Consider the following 21,582-nt stretch of genomic DNA (forward strand, 5'->3'; position numbering starts at 1 on the left):
CTCGCCCGTCGGGGGCCGAGAGTGTCAGCCCGTGCGTACGGGCAACCCAGGAGGCGGTTCCGTTGCCGGAAGCACCTGTGCTCACTCTGCGGGGGATCTCCAAGCGCTTCGGCGCCGTCCAGGCACTGTCGGGCTTCGACCTCGAGGTCCACCCCGGCGAAGTCGTCGCGCTCGTCGGCGACAACGGCGCCGGCAAGTCGACCGCGGTCAAGGCCATCGCGGGAGTCAACCCGCCGGACGAGGGCGTCATCGAGTGGCAGGGCCGCCCGGTCGCCATCGGCCGCCCCCACGACGCCCAGAACCTCGGCATCGCGACCGTCTACCAGGACCTGGCCCTGTGCGACAACCTCGACGTGGTCGGCAACCTCTTCCTCGGCCGCGAACTCCGCCGCTTCGGCGTGCTCGACGAGGTACGCATGGACCAGCGTTCGCGCGAACTGCTCGACACCCTCTCCATCCGCATCCCCAGCGTCCGCATCCCCGTCGCCTCCCTGTCCGGAGGGCAGCGCCAGACGGTGGCCATCGCCCGTTCCCTGATCGGCGACCCGAAGGTCGTCATCCTGGACGAGCCCACCGCGGCCCTGGGCGTGGAGCAGACGGCCGAGGTCCTAGACCTGGTCGAGCGGCTCAGGGAACGCGGCCTCGGAACCATCCTGGTCAGCCACAACATGGTGGACGTGATGGCGGTCGCGGACCGGATCGCGGTGATGCGCCTGGGACGCAACAACGGCTTCTTCGACCGGCGTTCGACCACCACCGAGGAGATCATCTCCGCCATCACCGGAGCCTCCGACAGCGCCGTCACCCGCCGCCAGGCCCGAAAGCGGGAGGAGAAGGAGGAGGAGCGATGACCCGGGAACCCGCACACGACGACCCCCAGGAACCCGCACACGACGCCATGCCCGCCGTCGACACCCGCCTGCTCGTCCGCGAGGAGGGCATCCGCGGGTACGCCGGGGAGTTCTGGCGCAAGATGCGCAGCGGGGAACTGGGCTCCCTCCCCGTCGTCATCGCCGTGATCATCATCTGGACGGTGTTCGGCAGTCTGAACAGCACGTTCCTCTCGGCCCAGAACCTCTCCGACCTCAGCCAGCAGATCGTCGGCACCGGCATGATCGCCGTCGGCATCGTCTTCGTGCTGCTCCTCGGCGAGATCGACCTGTCCGTCGGGTCCGTCAGCGGTCTGTGCGCCGCGATCTTCGCGGTACTCAACGTCCTGAACGGCATGAACGAATGGCTGGCGCTCCTGATCGCCGTGCTGGGTGGAACGGCCGTCGGCCTCATCCAGGGCTTCTTCTTCGCGAAGGTCGGAGTACCCGCGTTCGTCGTCACCCTTGCGGGCAACCTCGCCTGGAACGGGCTGATGCTTCAGGTGCTCGGCTCCAGCGGCACGGTCAACATCCCGGCCGACAGCATCGTCGCCGAGATCTACTCGACCATCTACCACAGCCCGGCAGCCGCCTACGCGACCGCGGCGGCAGGGGTCGGACTGTTCCTGGCGGCCTCCCTGCTGGACGCCGCGCGCCGCAGGAGAGCCAGAGTGCCCTCCCGCCCGGTCGCCGAAATCGTGCTGCGTACGGTCGTCATTGCCGCGATCGCCTTCACCACCGCGTACATCCTCAACCGGTACCAGGGCCTCCCGCTGGCCCTGCTGATCTTCCTGATCGTGCTCGTGGTCCTGGACTTCGTACTGCGCCGCACCACGTACGGACGGAAGGTCTTCGCGGTCGGCGGCAACTCGGAGGGTGCGCGAAGGGCAGGCATCAGCGTGCCGTTCGTCCGCATGTCCGTCTTCTCGATCGCCGGCACCATGGCAGCCGTCGGGGGCCTCTTCCTCGCCGGGCAGATCCAGTCGGCGAGTCAGACCTCGGGAGGCGGCAACCTGCTGATGAACGTCATCGCCGCCGCCGTCATCGGCGGCACGAGCCTGTTCGGCGGGCGCGGTTCCGTCTGGTCGGCGCTGCTCGGCGCGCTGGTCATCGGATCCATCCAGTCCGGGATGAACATCATGGGCGTCAGCAACGCGGTCCAGTTCATGATCACGGGATCGGTCCTGCTCGCCGCCGTGGTCGTCGACTCCCTGTCCCGCAGGAGCCAGAAGGCCGCGGGACGCGCGTAACGCGTGAACGCGTGAACGCGTGAACGCACAAGGAACAGATGGCACAGCCGCGGTGTTCCCTCTCAAGGTCACATGAGCACGTCACACGAGCACGTCACACGAGCACGTCACACGAGCACGCAACCCGGTGTGAGCACGGCCATGATCTGAGGGGCATTGCGCGCCGCTGCCGCCGCGCGTAGCGTTCCTGACAGGTCATGAGTGTCAGCGTCAAGCCCTGGCTCGCTGACCGGCAACCCTCCTGCGTGGCGGGGTGCTTCAGGGGAGACCGGGCGGGACCCGCCCGGGTTCCCGCAGGCGCGAGGCCCTCGGGCCCGCCGATCCGGACGAACGGAGGCGACGGTCATGCCATCGGATTCCTGCCCGCTCGTCAGGGTTCTTGCTCCGAGGCGCCGCGTCCACCTGTACTCCCGGCCGCACATCGATCTCCAGCGCGTGGCCGGCGCGCTCTGTCGTTCCTGACCCGTACCCGCGACGCCGCACCTCCCGACGAGGCCCGGCGATCACCCACGGTCGTTCAGGAAGGCACCCTTTCGTGTCCGCATCACCATCGCCGCACCCTGCCCTGTCCTCTCCGCTTCACCTCGCCGTCGCGCTCGACGGTGCGGGCTGGCATCCGGCCGCATGGCGCGAGCCGTCGGCACGTCCCCGCGATCTGCTCACCGCCGCGTACTGGACCGACATCGTCCAGGAGGCCGAGCGCGGCCTGCTCGACTTCGTGACGATCGAGGACGCGTTCGGGCTCCAGTCCTCGCAGCCCACGGAGGCCGACGGCCGCACCGACGAGGTGCGCGGGCGGCTCGACGCGGTGCTCATCGCCGCGCGGGTGGCCCCGCTGACCCGGCACATCGGGCTGGTGCCGACCGTGGTCGCCACGCACACGGAGCCGTTCCACATCTCCAAGGCGATCGCCACCCTCGACTATGTGAGCACCGGCCGGGCCGGTCTGCGCATCCAGGTGTCGGCCCGGAGCAATGAGGCGGCCCACGTCGGCCGCCGTCCGTTCCCCTCCTTCCCCGCCTTCCGCTCCCTGCGCGGCGAGGACCTGGACCGTCCGGATGTACGGGAGCTGACCGCCGAGCTCTTCGACGAGGCCGGTGACCACATCGAGGCGGTACGCCGGCTGTGGGACAGCTGGGAGGACGGCGCGGAGATCCGCGACGTCACCACAGGCCGCTTCATCGACCGCGAGAAGCTGCACTACATCGACTTCGAGAGCCGCCACTTCAACGTCAAGGGCCCCTCGATCACGCCCCGGCCCCCGCAGGGGCAACCGGTCGTCAGTGCCCTGGCGCACGGCAGTGTTCCCTTCCAACTGGTGGCCCGCTCGACGGACATCGGCTACGTCACCCCGCACGACACCGGGCAGGCCGCAGCCGTCATCGACGAGATCCGCGCCGAACAGGCGGCGGCGGGCCGGGCCGCGGAACCCCTGCACATCTTCGGTGACCTCGTGGTGTTCCTCGACGACGACCCCGCAGCGGCGGCAGCCCGCCGCGACCGCCTGGACAGGCTGGCCGGCCGCCCGTACACCAGCGACGCGAAGGTGTTCACCGGCACGCCCGCGCAACTGGCGGACCTGCTCCTCGCATGGCAGCAGACCGGGCTGTCCGGCTTCCGCCTGCGCCCCGCCGTGATCGGCCACGACCTCACGGCGATCACCCGTGCACTCGTGCCCGAACTGCAGAGCCGCGGCGCCTTCCGGAACGCCTACGAGGCCGACACCCTGCGCGGGCTGCTCGGACTCGCCCGCCCCGCCAACCGCTACGCCACCGTCTGAGCCGGAGGGACCACCGACATGAGCACCAACCAGGGCACCGGCAGCAGCACCGCCAGCAACACCGCCAAGCCGTTGAAGCAGATCCATCTCGCGGCGCACTTCCCGGGTGTCAACAACACCACCGTGTGGAGCGACCCGGCTGCCGGCAGCCACGTCGAGTTCAGCTCGTTCGCGCACTTCGCGCGTACCGCCGAACGCGCCAAGTTCGACTTCCTGTTCCTCGCCGAAGGACTACGTCTGCGTGAACAGGGCGGCCAGCTATACGACTTGGACGTAGTGGGCCGCCCCGACACCTTCACTGTGCTGTCCGCCCTCGCCGCCGTCACCGAACACCTCGGACTGACCGGCACCATCAACTCCACCTTCAACGAGCCCTACGAAGTGGCCCGGCAGTTCGCCAGCCTCGATCACCTCTCGGGTGGCCGGGCGGCGTGGAACGTCGTCACCTCGTGGGACGCCTTCACCGGCGAGAACTTCCGGCGCGGCGGATTCCTCCCGCAGGACGAGCGGTATTCCCGGGCCAAGGAGTTCCTGGCCACCGCCAACGAGCTGTTCGACTCATGGCGAGGTGACGAGATAGTCGCCGACCAGCAGGCAGGCGCCTTCCTCCGGGATGCGTGCGCCGGAGCCTTCGCGCACAAGGGTCAGCACTTCGACATAGAGGGGCAGTTCAACGTCCCGCGCAGCCCGCAGGGCCGCCCGGTCATCTTCCAGGCGGGCGACTCCGACGAAGGACGCGAGTTCGCGGCCGCCGACGCCGACGCGATCTTCAGCCGGTACAGCACCCTGAACGAGGGCCAGGCGTTCTATACGGACGTCAAGGCCCGGCTCGCCCGCCACGGCCGTACCCACGACCAGCTGCTGATCCTGCCCGCCGCGACCTTCGTCCTCGGCGACACGGACGCCGAGGCACAGGAACTGGCCCGCGAGGTCCGACGGCAACAGGTCAGCGGCGCCACCGCCATCAAACACCTCGAGTTCGTCTGGAACCGTGACCTGTCCGCGTACGACCCCGAGGGACCGCTTCCCTCCATCGATCCCGATCTCGGCGAGCACACCATCGCCCGCGGCCGCGCGCAGGTACGGATGTACCGTGACCCGCTGGCCACCGCCCGCGAGTGGCGCGAGCTCGCGGCCGCGAAGAACTGGTCGATCCGGGACCTGGTCATCGAGACCGGCAACCGCCAGGCCTTCGTCGGCTCCCCGGCCACCGTAGCCGGGACCATCAACGACTTCGTCCAGGCCGACGCCGCCGACGGCTTCATCCTCGTTCCCCACATCACCCCCGGCGGGCTGGACGTCTTCGCCGACACCGTGGTCCCGCTCCTCCAGGAACGCGGCGTGTTCCGTACGGAGTACGAGGGCACGACACTGCGCGACCACCTCGGCCTCGCCCATCCCGATCACGACGCGACAGCCGGGCGCGCGGCCTCGTGAACATCCGGCCCTCACCCTCACCCTCACCATCCACGCCCCGGCCCTCGCCGGTTCCGTACCCGCCCGGTCCCGTGGTCCCCGGCCGCCACCAGGCACTATGGACGCATGATCACCATTCATCTGAAGTACGAGATCGACGCCGACAAGCTCGAGGACTTCGAGGAGTACGGCCGGCGCTGGGTGGGGCTCGTGAATCGCCTCGGAGGGACACACCACGGCTACTTCCTGCCCAGCGAGGGCGACAGCGACATCGCCTACGCCCTCTTCTCCTTCCCCAGCCTCGCCAGGTACGAGCAGTACCGTGCGGAGAGCATGAACGACCCGGAGTGCCAGGAGGCGTTCGAACTGGCACGCAGGACCCGCTGCATCAAGAGGTACGAACGCCGCTTCCTCCGTCCCCTCGATGCCACGTCGTAGCCTCGCTGTTCCAGCTGGGGGCGATGGGCGGCTGAGCGAGGTGGTGTCGGCCGATGGGCGCGGTGGAGGGCCCGACCGCGAGGTCGGGACCCTCGGATGCGCACTCATCTGCTGGCGGCGCCTGCGCGCTCTGGCGAGCAATGCCCTGGGTCAGTCAGCCGCTGCCAGTCGATTGAGAACCTCCATGGACGTGAAGTCCCAGCCGACCAGGCGCGGCCCGCTCCAGTTGATGCCGATCTTGAGCCCATCCCGGGCGTAGTCGGCCAGTTCGCGATCGCGCCAGGTGTCCAAGGGCATGGATTCCACGCGAAGCCCGTGCCCCCAGACCTTTGTGGCTCTCTGGGCACGGGCCCAGGTCGACCAGAAGGGAAGACTTCGCGTCCCGTCCGTGGAGAGAGAGGTCGGCATTCCTTCGTCATCCCGGACAAACCAGACCACTCTGCTTTTGTGGACGTCTCGGAAGAATGCTGCCGCTTGCGAACCGCTCTGACTCATAGCCACTGAGTGTAAGGGCTGCCCTCGCCACTCAATTCGTCAGGATTTCTTGGGCGACAGTCGCGGAGGATCGCCCAGGTCTTCATGCGCGCAGGCTTCGAGACGCCGAACAGCGGCGCGATCTGTCGCATCGTCAAGTTCGTCCACCAATACGCCGTGACCAGCAGCGCACGGTTCGCCAGCGAGGCTCCATGGTCGACCCTTGCAGACTGCATCCGCACTCTCACGAATCCGACACCGGAATCACACAGGGCATGCCGAGAACATTCCAAGGGGTGATCTGAGGGTTGGCCTGCCGTTTAGCTGCCGCTCAAAGGAGATTCCCACCTGGGATCATGTCCGGACCTTCTCTCCAGGTGGGCAAACAGGTGCTCGGCTGTGGTGGAGGTGGATTCTTGGGGCGCGCCGACCGCAGTCAGGGCGGTGGCGAGCCTTGCCGAGGCAGCCTCTGGAAGGTCCGGGTCGGTGAGGAGGGGAAGGATCAGCAACAGGCGGGCGGCTGTGTCCTGGACGCCTTCGTTCGAAGCGGAAGGGTTGTCAGCGATGTAGACCAGTTCGTGCCACGTCAGGCCATGCCCTGAGAATTCTCCTTCCCAACTGGCGATCTGCTGGGCATAGCTCCTGTCTGGATGGGTGAGGAGGTAGTCGGTGCCGTAGTCGCCAACCAGGTTGCGGTAGATCACCACAGCTCCGGGGCCATCTTCGGCCGGCACCCTGAACGCCGGCCAGTGTTCAGGATCGAAGAGAACCTCGGACATGGCGTCGGCATCGGCGCCGTCGTCGCCGAACCACTCCGGATCCGGCCGCTCGGCACACGCCCCGTCACTGCACATCGCCAGCAGGTAGTTCGACCAGAAGCCCGGGCGGGTCAGCAGTGACTCGCCCGCCACCAGCGGGCCGTCGTCGTATCCCTTGATCAGCACCCTTGGATCCTGCCATCAGGCACTGACATGGTCCGATCCGGGATCGGTACGGGGGCGCAGGCTTACGGGCCGCCCCGTGTTTGCATGGTTGTTCGGCTGTCGGGTGACTCACCAGGCCGAGGTGCTGACGAGGATGCATTCGGCGGGCGGCGTGCGATGGGTGGATCGCGTGGCTGCTCCGTCAGAGACCAGCCCGGCGACGGTGTATGGATCACGTGGTGGGGTGTCCTGCTGGAACGGGCGACCGCCGGTGCTCGGGGGCGCCCGCCGCTGAGCACTCAGTGAAACATGAGCGGAAAGCTGGAGCAGGTGGCTGGGTGCCCCCGATCACGCTGGAGCGTCACCCGAGTGAGAATCGAAAGTCTTGGTCCACTTCACGGACTTCTGCATCGATGTGATCGCGCGCTTGCTCACACAGCGTCTGCAAGGCAACGGCGAGCCCGAGGTGGTGCAACAGCTCTGCCATGCGCCGATATGCGTAGCCGTCATCCTCCTTGTGCAGCAGTCTTCCTACCGCTTCAGGGATGATATCTCCAGCCTCGGCGTGAGGTAGCCTTCCGAGCAAATTGCGTACCCGAAGGGTGTCTCGATCGCTCAGCGCAATATCGAGCAAATCGTCTACCAGTGGCGAGGTGAAGTCCGTGCTGAGTGATCCAATGATAAACAAGGCCTCGCGTCGCGTCTCGACGTTGGCGAGGGCCCTTCGGGCGGCACTCAATGTTGCCGCTCGATCCATTCGTAGCTCGGGGAGGGATTGTTCGAATACTTCTGCAGCGCTGGCGGCATTTAGCCAATTCTGCCATTCGTTGGTCTGGTCACTCACGTGTCTTACTTCCCCTTCGGTTTGTCTCCGCGGTACTCCCAGTCGAGCTGGGCAACTTTCTGCCTGAAAGTTCCCGCCGACATGGCCTGGGTGGGATAGATGGTGCGGTGCCCCCACGGTTCCGGCCCGCCTACATCCTCGCCGTCTGCGTGAAGACCAAGCCCCTCGGACAATTGATAATTGGGTGGAAGCGCAAGATACTTTCCACTCAATGGCGCTCTTTCGTGGTCTATGAATGTTGATGCGCCGAGTACTTTATCAGATGGCGTATTTGGTGCGAAGGGTCCGATTGTTTGATCTTCAGATTCGACATGCAGATCCCTCTCCAGGCGAACTGGACGGGGTGACGTCTTATTGCCGAAGGCGTACAGCTCATCATCTGTCCGCTGGTTGGGCTCGGGGCTCCCGTCAATCTCGGTGCGTTCGAGGGTGTCATTTTCGGCCGAGTTGGATCCGGCACCGTCTGTCAGTGCTGTGGAGTGCGCATCTTCTTCGTCCGGTCGCGTGCCGGTACTGGCCCCGGCGAATGACGGTTCTGCGTGCTGAGCTCCAGCGCTCACCGGATTAACAGAGTTGTTGGCATCCGGGGATGCGGGTGGCCGGTCCGGCGAGGAGGAATGGGTTTTGCCGTTTTTGTCCGCGTCACTAGTTGAGTCGAGTGGTGGTGCTGTCCTGGGCTCCAGTGCGACGGCTTCGGGATCGCGTTCGCCGCGAGCCCGTTCATCTGAGGCTTTGTCGGATTCTGGTGTGAGGGCACCGGTTGCGTCTCCGCTAACCTGTGCCTTTTGTGTGTAGTTGGCTGGGGCGGGGTCAGCTTTCGCAGGCTCATCGACAGGATCAGGGAGGTCTGGGACTTCCCGGTCCTGGCTGCTGGCTTCGGCGGATGGCAGGGGCGCCTGTTCACTGGAGGGAGGAACTCCATCGAGGTCTGTGACTTCTGGTCCAGTGGCGATCTCTGCTCCGGTGAAGTTCTGGGACTCGTGACTTGCGGATTCCGGTAGGTCGGGCGCGCCAGTGGACTCTGCCGGCTCGGGGAGGCCCGGGGCTGACTTTTCCTCGACTATGGATGCGGAAATATCATTGCTTTCCCTTTCAGTCATCGCGACGGGGGGTTCGATGTGATGTTCCGGTTCAAGCTCCTTTTGGAGCGACTCTTCCTCAATCGGCTTGCTGTGATCGTCGGGATCCCCATCGGCTGCGGAATCCTGAGGTGAGGGGGAGTTCCTGTTCTCGCCTAGTGATTCAACCTGCTGGGATGATGCTTCGTCTGCTTCGTTTGGTTGCGTGTTGGGACTGGCGCTGTCAGTTGGCGGTTTCGTGTCCTGTGCACGGGCAGCTTCGTCGGACTCGGTGTGATCACCGGCCGCGCCGCTGTCCTCCTCGCCGTCCTCTGTCAGTGACGGCCCCGGCGGTTCGTCGTCGCCTGTCTCGCTCGCCTCGTCGGTTTGGATCCTGTCGGAAGCCTGATCTTCCTGTTCAGCGGAGTTGTCGTTGCCCGGGCTCGTGCCGAGGCCGTCCAGCGGGGCGGAACGGGTGTCGCTCGGCTCGTCTGCGTCACCGTCTGATTCGAGAGGAGGAGCTGTTCCTGCTGAGGCGACGTTGTCCGATTCGAGGTCATTCTGGCTCGGTGTGTCGTCAGATGGCTCTTCTGCCTCCTGGGCAGCGGCGTTGCCTGCGTCCAGGTCAGCCTGTGCCTTCTGCGCGTCGTTGACTTGGGCGGGGTCGGACTGTGCAGGCCCATCGACGGGATCCGGGAGGTCCGGGGCTTCCCGGTCCTGGCGGCCGGCTTCGGCAGATGCGGTAGAAACCTCTTCGGCGGAGGGTTGAATTCCCTCGAGGTCTACGACTACCGGTTCAGCGGCGACATCGGTTCCGGGGCGGTTCTCGGGCTCGTGTGCCACGTCGGTCCCGGGGCGGTTCTCCGGCTCGTGTTGAACGTCTGTTCCCGGCCGGTTCTCTGGCTCGTGGCTTACGGTCTCGGGTTCCGGCAAGTCAGGGGCGTCGGTGGACTCTGTTGCGACTGAGACGGACGGGGGCGGCGGTTCTTCTACGGCATCGCTCATGCGTCCTCACGCTGCTGGTTGCGGAAGCGGCGGGTCCAGGGGAGCGTCTTGTTCTCCCAGGCGTCGCGTACGACATGGATGAAGACGCAGGCGTGGTAGTCGTTCGCCTCTTCGGGGGAGGGGGCGCCGGGTGCGACCGGGGCGCCGATTTCGGTGACCCAGGATGCCGTGGTCTGCCACCAAGCGGACTGTCCGGCAGCGTCTTTGGGGTAGGCGGCGGCCCGCTTCTTGAGTTCGGTGGTGTGGTGCGGCCGGATGGCTGTGGCGGCGCGGGAGCGGAAGAGGCAGCGGTGTGCGCAGCCTTCGCATTCTTCGAAGGGCGCCAGGGCTGCGTCGATCGCGGGTGTGGCGGTGGTGAGCTCGCGGAAGCGTTGGGCCAGGTCATGGTTGGTGGCCAGTGGGGCGCGTTCGAGTCCGGTTTCCGCGGCGGCGCGTGCTCGGACGTTGGGAATCTGCACGAGGGCGGGGCGGTCGAGCCGGTCGTGGTGGACCAGGGCGTGGAAGGGGGCGAGGGAGGCGGCGTAGCGTTCCTGATCGGGGGTCAGGCGCATGGTGCCGCCGATGAGTTCGCGGTCGGCCTCGGCGGGGAGGCGGTGCATGACCTTGAGGTTGGTGTTCTTGTAGGCGTCCTCGACGAGTTTGCCGGGGACCTGTTCGACGATGACGAGGCCTTCGCCGTACTTACGGTTCTCCGCCAGGGTGTTGGCGAAGGCTTCGGCGGCGCGGGCCTGGGCGCTGCCGACCTTGATGTCGCCCTGGGCGGCGGGCCGGCCCAGCAGGCGGTGGGCCTCTTCGATGACGGTGACGTGGTTGAGGCCGCTGTTGGTGCGGGTGGCCTTGTAGTGCTCGGTCATGGTCTGCAGGATCAGCGCGGTGATCAGCGACTGTTCCTTCTCGTTGTCGCCCACCGCGGCGAGTTCCAGCACGACCGGTCGGGAGAGGAGTTCTTCGATGGGGTACGAGCGGGTGACGTTGAGGGTGCTGGCGCAGGCGCCTTCCGCGAGGGACTCGGCACGTATGCGGGCGGCGGCGATGATGTTGGAGCGGATCTCGCCGGCGTAGTCGAGCTGCTCGCACTGCGTGCGGATCTCGGTGACGAAGTCGCGCAGAGTTGGCCACCGGCCGGTGTGGCCGGGGCCGGCGATGTCGGTGGTGACCAGCCCCCGGCGTGCGTATGTCGCCCGCAGGGCGAGGTTGTAGATGTTGGGCAGGGGGTCCCAGAGGCCGAAGGCCGCGTCGAAGCAGGCCAGCAGTCCGGCGATGTGGGCGCCGATGCGTACGCCGGTGGGTACTTCGAAGGGGTTGAGCCGGAAGGGCGCGGTGCTCTCGTCGCCGACGGTCAGGATCGTCAGATCTTCGAAGCCCGGGCGGGTGGCGAGCCAGCGGTAGTCGTCGAGGTCGGTGTTGACGGGCTCGATGACAAGGAAGGGGATGCGGTGGTCGCGCCAGAGCTGTTCGCAGAAGTCGAGGGTGGTGTTGGTCTTTCCTGATCCGGTGGTGCCGACGAAGAGGGCGTGGCGGGTCAGGTCCTCGACGGCCACTCCGAGCGGTCCGGCGGGGGCGATGCCGATGAGCTGATTGCCGAGGGTGATCTGCGGTCCGGTGGGTGTGTAGTCGCTCTCCGTGGGCAGACCGGGGCGGCGCACCGGGAAGCCGGGCATATGGCCGTGGGTCGCGAGGGGCAGCCGGAACGCGGCGGCTGCTTCACGTGTGTCGACGAGGTCGGCCAGCAGGCGCATCTGCGGTGTGAGGGGTGCGGGCAGTTGCCAGGCGCTGTCACCACCCCAGGGCGCCTGCTCCAGGGTGGTGAGGTTGTGCCACAACGCGTCCACTTCCGCTCGGTACGGCCGGACCGAGAGATGCGCACTGCCGCTGAGCGTCGAGGTCAAGCTGCTTCCGGTGCCGGGAAGTTCGGGCGGGGAGACGGTGGAGCCGATGAGTTCGAGAAGTGGTTCCGGCAGCGGTGCGGGCGAGGCCAGGGCGATGCGTACGCGGAAGGCGCGATCGGTGTAGCGGCGTGCGGCGTCCGAGTAGATCCGTGCCGCGTCGACGGCGAAGGAGTCGGGTGCCAGCGGCATGCCGGACGACCACAGACCGTCCGGCATCTGGCCGGGGCTGGCCAGCCGCCCGTAATGAGTGGCGAGCTCCTGGAGCATCGCTCCGAAACCGGCCGGTGCCCGGCAGGGTTCGAGCCCGATCGTGAGCATGACCGGGGACGGGTGCGTGACCAGTGCCTGCCACACCGACTCCCAGGACGGCATCGCCACAGTGAACGGCTGGGGGACCTGGTAGAAGTGCACCCCTGCGTCCGGGCGTTGCGGCCGGCCGGAGCGGTACTGCTTCCGGATCTCCGCCACGCCGCGGGGATCCGGGGAGAACGGCGTCAGCCACCGCGCCACTTCGTCGGGATCGGTCTCCGGGCTCGCGTGTACATGGCGTGGTGCGGCGGAAAGCCGGACGCGCAGCGCGTGAGCGGCTGCCACGGCCGTCTCACGGTCGGTGGCGAAGGTCCTCCCGAGCAGCGCGCAGGAGAGGCGCCGGGTCGCGGGATCGGTGAGGTAGCGCAGCTCGATCCGGGAACCGTGCGCAAGGTCCCATTGTCCGGCCAGCCACGCGGTCTCGGCCTCGATGGCCTTGATCCGGCGGTTGGTCTCGGACAGGTCCGCGTACTCCTGCAGCTCAGGAAGATCCGCAGCCGCGTCGATGCGCACCGACGTCCATGCCCAGGTTCCGTGGGCGTCGGAGACGGTAAGGACGCCCTGGTCAGGGCTGGGCGACGACAGAGACATGGAGGTGCTCCCGCTCTGTCAGCCGCTGCTCGGGGGATCGGCCGGTGGACCGCCGGGGCTCGGTGGAGCCGGAGGCGTAGGCGGCGCGAAAGGCGATGGCGGAGCGGGGGGTGACGGCGGAGCGAAGGGCGAAGGCGGAGCGGGGGCCGGGCGGGGTGGCGCCGGCGGGACGGGGGAGGCCGGCGGGGTTGCACGGCCGGGCGGAGGCGCCGCGCCGAAGGTGGTGGCGGTCGGCCGGTCCAGACTCGTGGCCACCGCCTCCACTCCCTCACGGACGGCGGAATGGACGGCTTCGCGCATCGCCCTGGCCCCCTCCGTACGCAGCATCTGATTGACCGTTCCGGTGCGGCCGAGCAACCCCCCGAGCACGTCCTTCCAGAAGGTCGCGACGTAGGAGATTCCGGTGCGCCGCCGCCACATCGTCCAGCCGAGATAGAGACTGGTTCCGTAGGCGAACACGGTCACGTAGGCGACGTAGGGCCCGTAACCGATGACGAGCCGATGCGTCACGATCTCCGGGCCGAGGTCGCTCCGTATACGTTCCGGTGAGGACCCCAGAGGCATCCTGCGCCGGCTCAGAGATCCCTGAATCGCGGCATAGGCCAGTTCAGCAGCGTCGGCCCGGTCCTCGATCAGGGACTTCCACTCCGAGATCGGCTCGTCCTTGCCCTCGGACAGGAAGATCACCCAGAACGCCAGGAAGGCCCAGCCGAACGCTCCGCCGATGGCCCCGAAGAAGTCACCGACCTCGCCGAACATGGCTCCGCTGTCCTCGGAGGTGCTGAAGATCAGGAGGAAGGCGATGACCCACACGCCCAGCGCTGCCAGAGCTGCGTTGAACGCCATCTGAAGCACGGTATGGAAGGGGACCGACTCGTCGAAGCCGAGCTCGACCGGCTCGTAGCGCAGAGTCTGGCTTCGGTACGCCGCGTTCGGTGTGGTCACCCCCGCTGCGGCCCATCCACCGTTCCCCGGTCCGCCCGGAGGGGGTGTCACGCCCGCAGCAGTCAGGGGCCCACCTTCAGGAGCGCCGTCGGTGCTCACCAGACGCTCCAGAATCCGTGCGAAGTCCGGATCTGCGGCGATGGCCCGGACCACCAAGGAGCGCGCGGTTGCTTCCGCTTCGGGAGAGGACGGATCCTGTCGAAGACCGGCTATGGCGCGGCTTCCCTCCGGGAATGCCTCGAGCCGGGTCTCCACCATTCGGCCCACCCGTGCGTCCTTCGCTGATCCCGTGCCCGAAGCGGCCAGTACCAGCATCTCGATCGCCATAGTGGCCGTACGTTCCGCGTCCACTCGTCCCCCCTTGTTGGTCGAACAGAGGGCGATCATAGAAGCAACGTGACTGTTTTAGAAAAGAGTTGAGACGAGGAACGGGGGGCCGAAATGGCGCGAAGCGTACTGTGTGAACCGGCGCCGGCCTCGTAGGATCGCCCCTCGATCATCCAGGCGGACGCGGGGGCGAACATGCAGGGCTTGGACCTGGCCGCAACAGCCGTACGCATACTCGCGGAGCCGGCAGGAGCCGCCTCGTCGGTCCAACGGGCTCTGGTATCCGAACTCGTGCGCAGACAACTCACCCGGACCCCGCTCGGAACGTCCGCCCTCGCCCGGTTCGAGAATGAGCCCGGAGACAGTTCCACGGATGTTCTCTACGTGGTTCTGACCGACGCGGTGGCCGCAGATCCCGCCTTCGGGCGCCTGTTGGAAACGGCGCTTCACGCGCCTTCCATGGCGCCACCGCGACTTCGTCCCTCCGGCAAGGAGACGGCCTGGGTGTGGATCCTCGGCCTGCCGCAGATCTTCGTCAGCTACGTGATCACTTCTGTGGTCCTGCAGTTGGACTATTCGACCGGTTGGGCGGTCTTCTTCACTGTGGTGTTCTACGGCTCTGTTGTCATGACTGCTGCGGGCGTGTGGTACGGGATCAGGCTGATGAGACGACGAGCCCGCACCGGCGCGCTGACCACCGCGACCGTCCTGAACGCGCTGATCCTCATGTTCTATTTCCGTCCATTCTTCATCTGACCGGGCTGCGAGCACTCCGGAATTCCCGCTCAGTTGCCCGTGTCCGCCGGCCGGTCCGCCGGCCGCCCGCCGGTTCCCGGCGCTCCCGCGCGCAGACCGTCCATCACGAGGTCGAGCAGCCGGGCCGCACGTGGCTGCCAGTCGCTGTGCGGGTCGAGTTGCCAGAGGCCGGCGATCGCGAGTACGAAGTCGTCGGGGGTGATTCCGGGGCGGATGGTGCCGGCCGCCTCGTTCGCGTCCAGCAGGAGGGTGATGCCCTGGGTCACCGGGCCGTGGCCCAGCCGGGCCAGGCTGCCGTACTTGCCGGCGGCCGTGCGCAGAGCGTCGGCCAGGCCGGCCTTGGCCATCGCGTACTGCGCCAGCCGGTCCATCCACTCCCTCAGCGCCCGGTCGGGGGCGCGCTTTTGGAGCAGCTGGGCGGCGGTGTCGGCGACCTGCTGCATCTCGTAGCGGTACACCTCCAGAACGAGGGCCTCGCGGTTGGGGAAGTTGCGGTAGAACGTCCCCTGTCCGACGCCGGCCTTCTTCGCGATCACGCTTACCGGGGCGTCCGCGGACCGCGTCAGTTCGGCCAGTGCGACGGCCAGAATGCGCTCGCGATTCCGTTGGGCATCGGGACGCAGGGGCGCGTCGCCCTTCTCGTCCGGCACGCCTTCTCCTTCCGGAATCACGACAGTTCGTCCTTGCTGACCGGACAACTGTCCGCTAGGTTCGACAGAGAAGTGGACAGCTGTCCGTTTAGCCTCACCATAGCGTTGGATCCGGCCATTGCGGCTGACCGATACGCATTGTCTCTGGTTCACTCACCCGCATCGCCCTCTCCCTCCCGGGCCTGCTGCCGGGAACGTCTCGTTCGACGCGCATAAGCAATGCGAAAGAAGGCTGATCATGGCCCCGATGACGTCCAGTGCCATCACCCTGAACATCAATGGCGAAAAGCACACGCTGCCCGTCGACCATCGCACCACCCTGCTCGACGCCCTGCGCGAGCATCTTGATCTGACCGGTACCAAGAAGGGCTGTGACCAGGGCCAGTGCGGCGCCTGCACGGTGCTGCTCGACGGGCGCCGGGCCGTGTCCTGCCTGCAGCTCGCGGTCGCGGCCGAGGGGCGCGCGATCACCACCATCGAGGGTGTGGCCGACGGCGAGCGCCTGCATCCGGTACAGCAGGCCTTCCTCGACCTCGACGGCTATCAGTGCGGCTACTGCACGCCGGGGCAGATCTGTTCGGCCCTCGCGGTGATCGAGGAGCACGCGGCGGGCTGGCCGAGCGCCGTGACCGACGACGTCCGGCCGGAAGCGGGGGTGCCCGCGCTCACCGCCGAGGAGATCCGTGAGCGGATGAGCGGCAACCTGTGCCGGTGCGGCGCCTATGTGTCGATCGTGGAGGCGGTCGCGCATGCGGCGGAAGCGGTCGCTGCCGACGCCGAGGAGGCTGTGGCATGAAGGAATTCGGATACGAACGTGCCATCGACGTCTCCGGGGCCGTGGCCCTGCTCGCCGAGGATCCCGGTGCCCGCTTGCTCGGCGGCGGCACCAACCTCGTCGACCTGATGAAGGTCGGTGTGGAACGGCCGACGCTTCTGGTCGACGTCCAGGAACTTCCTCTGGGCGAAGTGGTGTTCACCCGTGGCGGCGGGCTGCGCATCGGTGCGACCGTCACCAACAGCGACCTCGCCGCACACGCCGAGGTGCGGCGGCACTACCCGGCGCTGGCCCAGGCGGTTCTGGCCGGCGCGTCCGGACAGCTGCGCAATATGGCCACGGTGGGCGGGAATCTGCTCCAGCGGACCCGCTGCGGCTACTTCGCCGACCTCGCCCAGCCGTGCAACAAGCGCACCCCGGGCAGCGGTTGTCCCGCTCCCGCGGGCGAGCACCGCAACCATGCGATCCTCGGTGCCTCCGAGCACTGCGTGGCGACGCACCCCTCGGACATGGCCGTCGCGCTCGCGGCCTTCGACGCCGTCATCTCGTACGAAACAGCTGACGGTCCTGGTGAGTTGGCGATCGCGGACTTCTACCTGCCCGTCGGTGAGACCCCGCACATCGAGACAGCTCTTCCGCCCGGCGCGCTGATTACGGGGGTGACCCTGCCGCCTGCCGAGGTCGCCGCGCGGTCCCGCTACCGCAAGGTGCGCGAGCGTGCCTCCTTCGCGTTCGCGATCGGTTCCGTCGCCGCCGCGCTCGACGTCCAGGACGGTGTCGTACGCGAAGTACGCCTCGCCTTCGGAGCGGTGGCATCCCGGCCCTGGCGGGCCCGCGTGGCCGAGCGGGCGCTGACCGGCGGTCCCGCGGACGCGGAGGCGTTCGCCGCCGCGGCGGACGCGGAACTGGCCGCGGCCGAGGCCCTTCCGGAGAACGGATACAAGGTGACATTGATGCGCAACCTCGTCGTGGCCGTCCTCGGCGAACTCGCAGAGGAGGCCGCCCGATGACCACGACGACCGACAGCACCGCTGTGACGGGGGCCGTGGGCTCCGCCCGTACACGCGTGGAGGGCCTGGAGAAGGTCACCGGTGCCGCCCGCTACGCCGGGGAGATCCCGTTCGCCGAACTCGCCCACGGCTGGCTGGTGCTGTCCACCGTGGCGCGCGGCCGGATCCGGTCCGTGCAGGACGCTCCCGTCCTGGCCATGCCCGGAGTCCTCACCGTCCTGCACCACGGGAACGCGCCGCGCGTCGACACCGACTACATGGGCATGCTGGGGCGGCCCAACCCGGTTGTCGGGCTATTCCAGCACGACCGGGTGCCCTTCATGGGCTGGCCCGTGGCGCTGGTCGTCGCCGAGACCTCCGAGCAGGCCAGGGAGGCCGCCGAGGCGCTGGTGGTCCGTTACGACGAGGAACCGCACGACGTGGCGTTCTTCGCCGGTCACTCCGGTGCGTTCACCCCCGAGGGCAATCCGATGCTCCAGGCCGACACGGAGAAGGGGGACATGGAGGCCCGGCTGCGGGCGTCGGCGTTCGTCGTCGACGAGGAGTACTCCACCCCGGAGGAGCACCACAACTCCATGGAGCCGCACGCGGCGACGGCCCGCTGGGAGGGCGGACGGCTGGACGTCGTCGATTCCAACCAGGGCACCGCCTGGGTCGCCGGTGAACTCGCCTCGCTCTTCTCCCTGGACCCGGGCTCCGTCCGGGTGCGGTCCGAGCATGTCGGCGGCGGCTTCGGATCGAAGGGCCTGTCCCCGCACCAGGTGGCGGCCGTCATGGCCACGACTCTTCTCCACCGCCCCGTCCGCGTCGTCCTGACCCGTCGCCAGATGTTCTCGCTCGTCGGGTTCCGCAGCCCCACGGCGCAGCGCGTCACGCTCGGCGCAGACGCCGGCGGCCGTCTGTGCGCCTTCGATCACCGGTCGCTGAGTCTCACGTCGACCGTGCACGAGTTCGTCGAGACGAGCGCCAGTGTGGGACGCGTCATGTACGACGCAGACGCGCATCGCACCGCGCACCGGCTGGTGCGGCTCGATGTGCCGACCCCGACCTGGATGCGGGCGCCGGGCGAGGCGCCGGGGTCCTTCGCCGTCGAGTCGGCGCTCGACGAGCTGGCCGAGAAGTGCGGCCTGGACCCGATCGAGCTGCGGATGTGCAACGAACCCGGTGCGGGCCCTGTTTCCGGCCTGCCCTTCAGCGGCCGCAACCTGCGCGCCTGCCTCGAGGAGGGCGCCCGCAGGTTCGGATGGGCGGACCGGGACCCGCGCCCGGGACTGCGCCGCGAGGGGCGCTGGCTTCTCGGGACCGGTATGGCCGCGGCGTCATTCCCCGCGGGCGTGGGCCCGTCCACGGCTGCCGTGACGGCGGAACCGGACGGCCGCTTCACCGTGCGGATCAACGCGGCGGACATCGGGACCGGGGCGAGGACGGCGATGACGTCGGTCGCCGCGGACGCGCTGAAGGTGGATGCGGCCCGCATCCTGGTGCGCCTCGGGGACAGTGACCTGGGCCCGGCGTGGATCGCCGGCGGTTCCATGGGCACGCGCTCCTGGGCCTGGGCGGTGAAGCTGGCGGCGGACGAACTGCGGGAGCTGCTGGCGCTCGGCGCGTCCGTTCCGCCGGATGGTCTCACCACCCGGTCGGACACCGGCGAGGCCATCGCCGCCCTCGCACAGAAGGAGCGGCACTCCTACGGGGCACAGTTCGCCGAGGCCGCGGTGGACATCACCACCGGCGAGGTACGTGTGCGCAGGCTGCTGGGCATCTTCGCGGCGGGCACCATCGTCAACCCGCTCACCGCCCGCAGCCAGCTCGTCGGCGGCATGACGTGGGGGCTCTCCATGGCCCTCCACGAGGAGGCGGTCCGGGACCACGCATCCGGCGGTTTCGTCAACGCCGACCTCGCGGGCTACCACGTCGCCGCCCACGCCGATGTGCCGCACATCGAGGCGGACTGGGTGGCGGACCACGACCCGGACGACCCGGTGGGGATCAAGGGCATCGGCGAGATCGGCATCGTGGGCGTCGCCGCCGCGATCGCCAACGCGGTGTGGCACGCGACCGGTGTACGCCACCGCCGGCTGCCGATCCGTCCCGACCGCGTCCTGGCCGCGGCACAAGAGGCGCGGCAGCGGCCGGCGGAGGGAGCCGGGGGTGCTTGACATCGCCTCGGCGCTGCTCCGCTGGTCGCAGGAGGGCCGGGACTTCGCCGTCGCCACCGTGGTGGAGGTCGGCGGCAGTGCGCCACGGGGCCCCGGCGCCGCCCTGGCCGTCGACAGCGAAGGCACCGCCATCGGCTCGGTCTCCGGCGGCTGCGTGGAGGGGGCGGTGTACGAGCTGTGTGTCCAGGCGCTCCAGGACGGCCGGACGGTCCGGAGCCGGTTCGGATACAGCGACGAGGACGCGTTCGCCGTGGGACTCACCTGCGGTGGTGTCATCGATGTCCTGGTCACACCGGTGCGTCCGGACGCGCCGGTGCTCCGGGCCACGTTGACGGTGGTCGGCCGTGATGAGCCTGCGGCGCTCGCCCGGGTGGTCCGCGGGCCGGACGGGCTGCTCGGCCGGGCGCTGCTGGTCCGGCCCGGCCGGTCCTACGAGGGCACTCTCGACGGGCGTCCGGCCCTGGACCGCAGGGCGGCCGCGGAGGCGCGGGCGCTCCTGGACGCCGGCCGCACCGGCACCGTCGAGATCGCGGAGGACGGGACGAGCTGTCCGGGCGGGCTGACGCTGTTCGTGGAATCGAGCGTGCCGCCGCCCCGGATGATCGTGTTCGGTGCCGTGGACTTCGCCACGGCGCTCGTGCGGGCGGGCAAGTTCCTCGGGTACCACGTGACCGTGTGCGATGCCCGCCCGGTATTCGCCACCCGTGCCCGCTTCCCCGGCGCCGACGATCTCGTGGTCGACTGGCCGCACCGATACCTCCGGCACACCGAGACCGATGAACGGACCGTCCTGTGCGTGCTCACCCACGACGCCAAGTTCGACGTTCCTCTGCTGGAGGCGGCCCTGCGGCTGCCGGCCGCTTACGTCGGTGCGATGGGATCGCGCCGCACCCACGAGGACCGTAACCGGCGGCTGCGTGAAGTCGGACTCACCGAAGCCGAGTTGGCCCGTCTGCACTCCCCGATCGGCCTCGACCTCGGCGCCCGGACCCCTGAGGAGACCGCCCTGTCCATCGCGGCCGAGATCGTCGCGGTGCGCCGGGGTGGGACGGGGGCCCCGCTGACCGGTTCGCGGACGCCCATTCACCGTGACGTCGACGCAGGGGCGGAGGGCGGAGCTCCTTCCCCGGCGGCGGCGTGACGGTGCCGAGCCGGACGCGTCGCCGGGTCACCCCGGTCGCACTGCCGAGTCACCCCGGTTCCACCGCGCTGCTGTTGGCCGAGCCTTCACCGCGGTGAGATCCATGGCGCCCGACCGGGTCACGCGGTTCCCTAAGCGTAGGCATGGGCATGTCACCGCATGGCCGAGTCCGTATGTGTCACCCAGGAGGAAGCAGTGAAGAACTCAGGACGACTCCGCAAGGCGTCGCTCATCCTGGCCACCGCCGCGGTGCTGGTCGTGGCCTCGCCGGGCAGCGCCTTCGCGGCGGTGCCAGGCGCCCTGCCGGCGAACGCGGACGGGCTGGAGCAGACGTTCCAGCCGGCCTTCGACTACGACGGTGACGGGTGCTACCCGACACCCGCCATTGGTGCGGACGGGGCCGTGGCTCCCGGACTGAAGACCACGGGCGCCGTCAACGGGAGTTGCCACGACTCCTGGGACCTGGACAACACCAACGGCTACGCGCGCTCCAAGTGCAACAACGGCTGGTGCGCCATCATGTACGGCCTCTACTTCGAGAAGGACCAGGCGGTGGCCGGAAGCGGTCTCGGCGGTCACCGCCACGACTGGGAGCACGTCGTGGTCTGGGTACAGGACAACGAGGCGAAGTACGTCTCCACCTCCGCCCACGGCTCCTTCAACGTGTACGGCCGGGACCAGATGCAGTGGGACGGGACGCACCCCAAGGCCGTCTACCACAAGGACGGGATCGGGACGCACTGCTTCCGTCCCGCGAACACCGGCGACGAGCCGCCGGAGAACCACTACCACCAGTGGCAGTTCCCCGACCTCGTCGGCTGGAACGGCTACCCCGCAGGCGTCCGGGACAAGCTGGTCCAGGCCGACTTCGGGAGCGCCGTCTTCGGCCTCAAGGACGGCAACTTCGGCCCTCACCTGGAGAAGGCGAAGCCCGCCGGGATCCCCTTCGACCCCTACGCCTGACCGGCGGCGA

Annotated in this window: 19 protein-coding genes, 1 pseudogene and 1 riboswitch; of the genes and pseudogenes, 12 read left to right on the top strand and 8 right to left on the bottom strand. The window is 68.4% G+C overall.

The window, feature by feature from the left end; all coding sequences use genetic code 11:
* Window positions 1-62: 62 nt before the first annotated feature.
* The 6 genes from OG782_RS35180 to OG782_RS35205 all read left to right on the top strand — a co-directional run bounded on the left by OG782_RS35180 (window position 63) and on the right by OG782_RS35205 (window position 5,753).
* Complete coding sequence (locus tag OG782_RS35180; RefSeq protein WP_406458087.1) at window positions 63-851, top strand: ATP-binding cassette domain-containing protein; 789 nt, start codon at window positions 63-65, stop codon at window positions 849-851.
* The gene (locus OG782_RS35185) at window positions 848-2,119 is read left to right on the top strand and encodes a sugar ABC transporter permease (RefSeq protein ID WP_406458089.1); all 1,272 of its coding nucleotides are present in this window, start codon (window positions 848-850) and stop codon (window positions 2,117-2,119) included. The genes OG782_RS35180 and OG782_RS35185 overlap by 4 nt, the downstream gene beginning before the upstream one ends.
* A 193-nt stretch (window positions 2,120-2,312) precedes the next feature.
* A riboswitch (SAM riboswitch) is annotated at window positions 2,313-2,425 on the top strand.
* A 39-nt stretch (window positions 2,426-2,464) separates the two neighbouring features.
* Window positions 2,465-2,581 carry a putative leader peptide gene (locus tag OG782_RS35190; protein ID WP_406458091.1) on the top strand — a complete coding sequence of 39 codons (117 nt, stop codon included), beginning with the start codon at window positions 2,465-2,467 and terminating at the stop codon, window positions 2,579-2,581.
* A 73-nt stretch (window positions 2,582-2,654) separates the two neighbouring features.
* Window positions 2,655-3,899 (top strand): LLM class flavin-dependent oxidoreductase, encoded by a 1,245-nt coding sequence (locus OG782_RS35195; RefSeq protein WP_406458092.1) that lies wholly within the window; start codon window positions 2,655-2,657, stop codon window positions 3,897-3,899.
* 18 nt (window positions 3,900-3,917) lie between these two features.
* The gene (locus tag OG782_RS35200) at window positions 3,918-5,336 is read left to right on the top strand and encodes an NtaA/DmoA family FMN-dependent monooxygenase (RefSeq protein ID WP_406458094.1); all 1,419 of its coding nucleotides are present in this window, start codon (window positions 3,918-3,920) and stop codon (window positions 5,334-5,336) included.
* A gap of 105 nt (window positions 5,337-5,441) precedes the next feature.
* Window positions 5,442-5,753: an NIPSNAP family protein gene (locus tag OG782_RS35205; RefSeq protein WP_406458096.1), complete on the top strand. Its 312-nt coding sequence runs from the start codon at window positions 5,442-5,444 to the stop codon at window positions 5,751-5,753.
* Between the two features lie 150 nt (window positions 5,754-5,903).
* Here the strand turns inward: OG782_RS35205 and OG782_RS35210 are convergent, their stop codons facing one another.
* From OG782_RS35210 to OG782_RS35240, 7 genes and pseudogenes are all read right to left on the bottom strand, one after another.
* Entirely contained in the window at window positions 5,904-6,248 is a 345-nt protein-coding gene (locus OG782_RS35210; RefSeq protein ID WP_406458098.1) for a DUF2750 domain-containing protein, read from the bottom strand.
* A gap of 89 nt (window positions 6,249-6,337) precedes the next feature.
* A pseudogene (locus OG782_RS35215) lies at window positions 6,338-6,473 on the bottom strand (IS5/IS1182 family transposase); the annotation flags it as partial.
* A gap of 74 nt (window positions 6,474-6,547) precedes the next feature.
* Window positions 6,548-7,171 carry a hypothetical protein gene (locus OG782_RS35220; protein ID WP_406458100.1) on the bottom strand — a complete coding sequence of 208 codons (624 nt, stop codon included), beginning with the start codon at window positions 7,169-7,171 and terminating at the stop codon, window positions 6,548-6,550.
* Between the two features lie 340 nt (window positions 7,172-7,511).
* A complete protein-coding gene (locus OG782_RS35225; protein WP_406458102.1) occupies window positions 7,512-7,994 on the bottom strand; it encodes a hypothetical protein in 483 nt (160 codons plus the stop codon).
* Between the two features lie 5 nt (window positions 7,995-7,999).
* A complete protein-coding gene (locus OG782_RS35230; protein ID WP_406458104.1) occupies window positions 8,000-9,895 on the bottom strand; it encodes a hypothetical protein in 1,896 nt (631 codons plus the stop codon).
* Window positions 9,896-10,053: 158 nt separating this feature from the next.
* Window positions 10,054-12,846, bottom strand: coding sequence for an ATP-binding protein (locus tag OG782_RS35235; RefSeq protein ID WP_406458105.1), 2,793 nt, complete (start codon window positions 12,844-12,846; stop codon window positions 10,054-10,056).
* Between the two features lie 18 nt (window positions 12,847-12,864).
* Entirely contained in the window at window positions 12,865-13,791 is a 927-nt protein-coding gene (locus tag OG782_RS35240; protein ID WP_406458107.1) for a hypothetical protein, read from the bottom strand.
* A 711-nt stretch (window positions 13,792-14,502) separates the two neighbouring features.
* On the opposite strand from OG782_RS35240, the gene OG782_RS35245 reads away from it, so the two are divergent.
* Window positions 14,503-14,874: a hypothetical protein gene (locus OG782_RS35245; protein WP_406458109.1), complete on the top strand. Its 372-nt coding sequence runs from the start codon at window positions 14,503-14,505 to the stop codon at window positions 14,872-14,874.
* Window positions 14,875-14,903: 29 nt separating this feature from the next.
* Here the strand turns inward: OG782_RS35245 and OG782_RS35250 are convergent, their stop codons facing one another.
* Window positions 14,904-15,524, bottom strand: a complete 621-nt coding sequence (locus tag OG782_RS35250) for a TetR/AcrR family transcriptional regulator (protein ID WP_406458110.1) — start codon at window positions 15,522-15,524, stop codon at window positions 14,904-14,906.
* A 238-nt stretch (window positions 15,525-15,762) separates the two neighbouring features.
* Here OG782_RS35250 and OG782_RS35255 point away from each other — a divergent pair, with 238 nt between their 5' ends.
* From OG782_RS35255 to OG782_RS35275, 5 genes are all read left to right on the top strand, one after another.
* Window positions 15,763-16,320, top strand: coding sequence for a 2Fe-2S iron-sulfur cluster-binding protein (locus OG782_RS35255; protein WP_406458112.1), 558 nt, complete (start codon window positions 15,763-15,765; stop codon window positions 16,318-16,320).
* A complete protein-coding gene (locus tag OG782_RS35260) occupies window positions 16,317-17,309 on the top strand; it encodes an FAD binding domain-containing protein (RefSeq protein WP_406458114.1) in 993 nt (330 codons plus the stop codon). The genes OG782_RS35255 and OG782_RS35260 overlap by 4 nt, the downstream gene beginning before the upstream one ends.
* A complete protein-coding gene (locus OG782_RS35265; RefSeq protein WP_406458116.1) occupies window positions 17,306-19,468 on the top strand; it encodes a xanthine dehydrogenase family protein molybdopterin-binding subunit in 2,163 nt (720 codons plus the stop codon). The genes OG782_RS35260 and OG782_RS35265 overlap by 4 nt, the downstream gene beginning before the upstream one ends.
* A complete protein-coding gene (locus OG782_RS35270; protein ID WP_406458118.1) occupies window positions 19,461-20,609 on the top strand; it encodes an XdhC family protein in 1,149 nt (382 codons plus the stop codon). Before OG782_RS35265 ends, OG782_RS35270 begins: the two co-directional genes overlap by 8 nt.
* Window positions 20,610-20,768: 159 nt before the next feature.
* On the top strand, window positions 20,769-21,572 hold the full coding sequence (locus tag OG782_RS35275; protein ID WP_406458120.1) for an NPP1 family protein: 804 nt from the start codon (window positions 20,769-20,771) through the stop codon (window positions 21,570-21,572).
* Window positions 21,573-21,582: the final 10 nt, after the last annotated feature.

This window comes from Streptomyces sp. NBC_00876 (genome assembly GCF_045207435.1).
Classification (GTDB): Bacteria; Actinomycetota; Actinomycetes; order Streptomycetales; family Streptomycetaceae; genus Streptomyces.

Coding starts and splice junctions, on each gene's coding strand:
- OG782_RS35185 (WP_406458089.1), top strand. CDS start 848: ATGACCCGGGAACCCGCACACGACGACCCCCAGGAACCCGCACACGAC.
- OG782_RS35190 (WP_406458091.1), top strand. CDS start 2,465: ATGCCATCGGATTCCTGCCCGCTCGTCAGGGTTCTTGCTCCGAGGCGC.
- OG782_RS35200 (WP_406458094.1), top strand. CDS start 3,918: ATGAGCACCAACCAGGGCACCGGCAGCAGCACCGCCAGCAACACCGCC.
- OG782_RS35205 (WP_406458096.1), top strand. CDS start 5,442: ATGATCACCATTCATCTGAAGTACGAGATCGACGCCGACAAGCTCGAG.
- OG782_RS35210 (WP_406458098.1), bottom strand. CDS start 6,248: ATGAGTCAGAGCGGTTCGCAAGCGGCAGCATTCTTCCGAGACGTCCAC.
- OG782_RS35235 (WP_406458105.1), bottom strand. CDS start 12,846: ATGTCTCTGTCGTCGCCCAGCCCTGACCAGGGCGTCCTTACCGTCTCC.
- OG782_RS35255 (WP_406458112.1), top strand. CDS start 15,763: ATGGCCCCGATGACGTCCAGTGCCATCACCCTGAACATCAATGGCGAA.
- OG782_RS35260 (WP_406458114.1), top strand. CDS start 16,317: ATGAAGGAATTCGGATACGAACGTGCCATCGACGTCTCCGGGGCCGTG.
- OG782_RS35265 (WP_406458116.1), top strand. CDS start 17,306: ATGACCACGACGACCGACAGCACCGCTGTGACGGGGGCCGTGGGCTCC.
- OG782_RS35275 (WP_406458120.1), top strand. CDS start 20,769: ATGGCCGAGTCCGTATGTGTCACCCAGGAGGAAGCAGTGAAGAACTCA.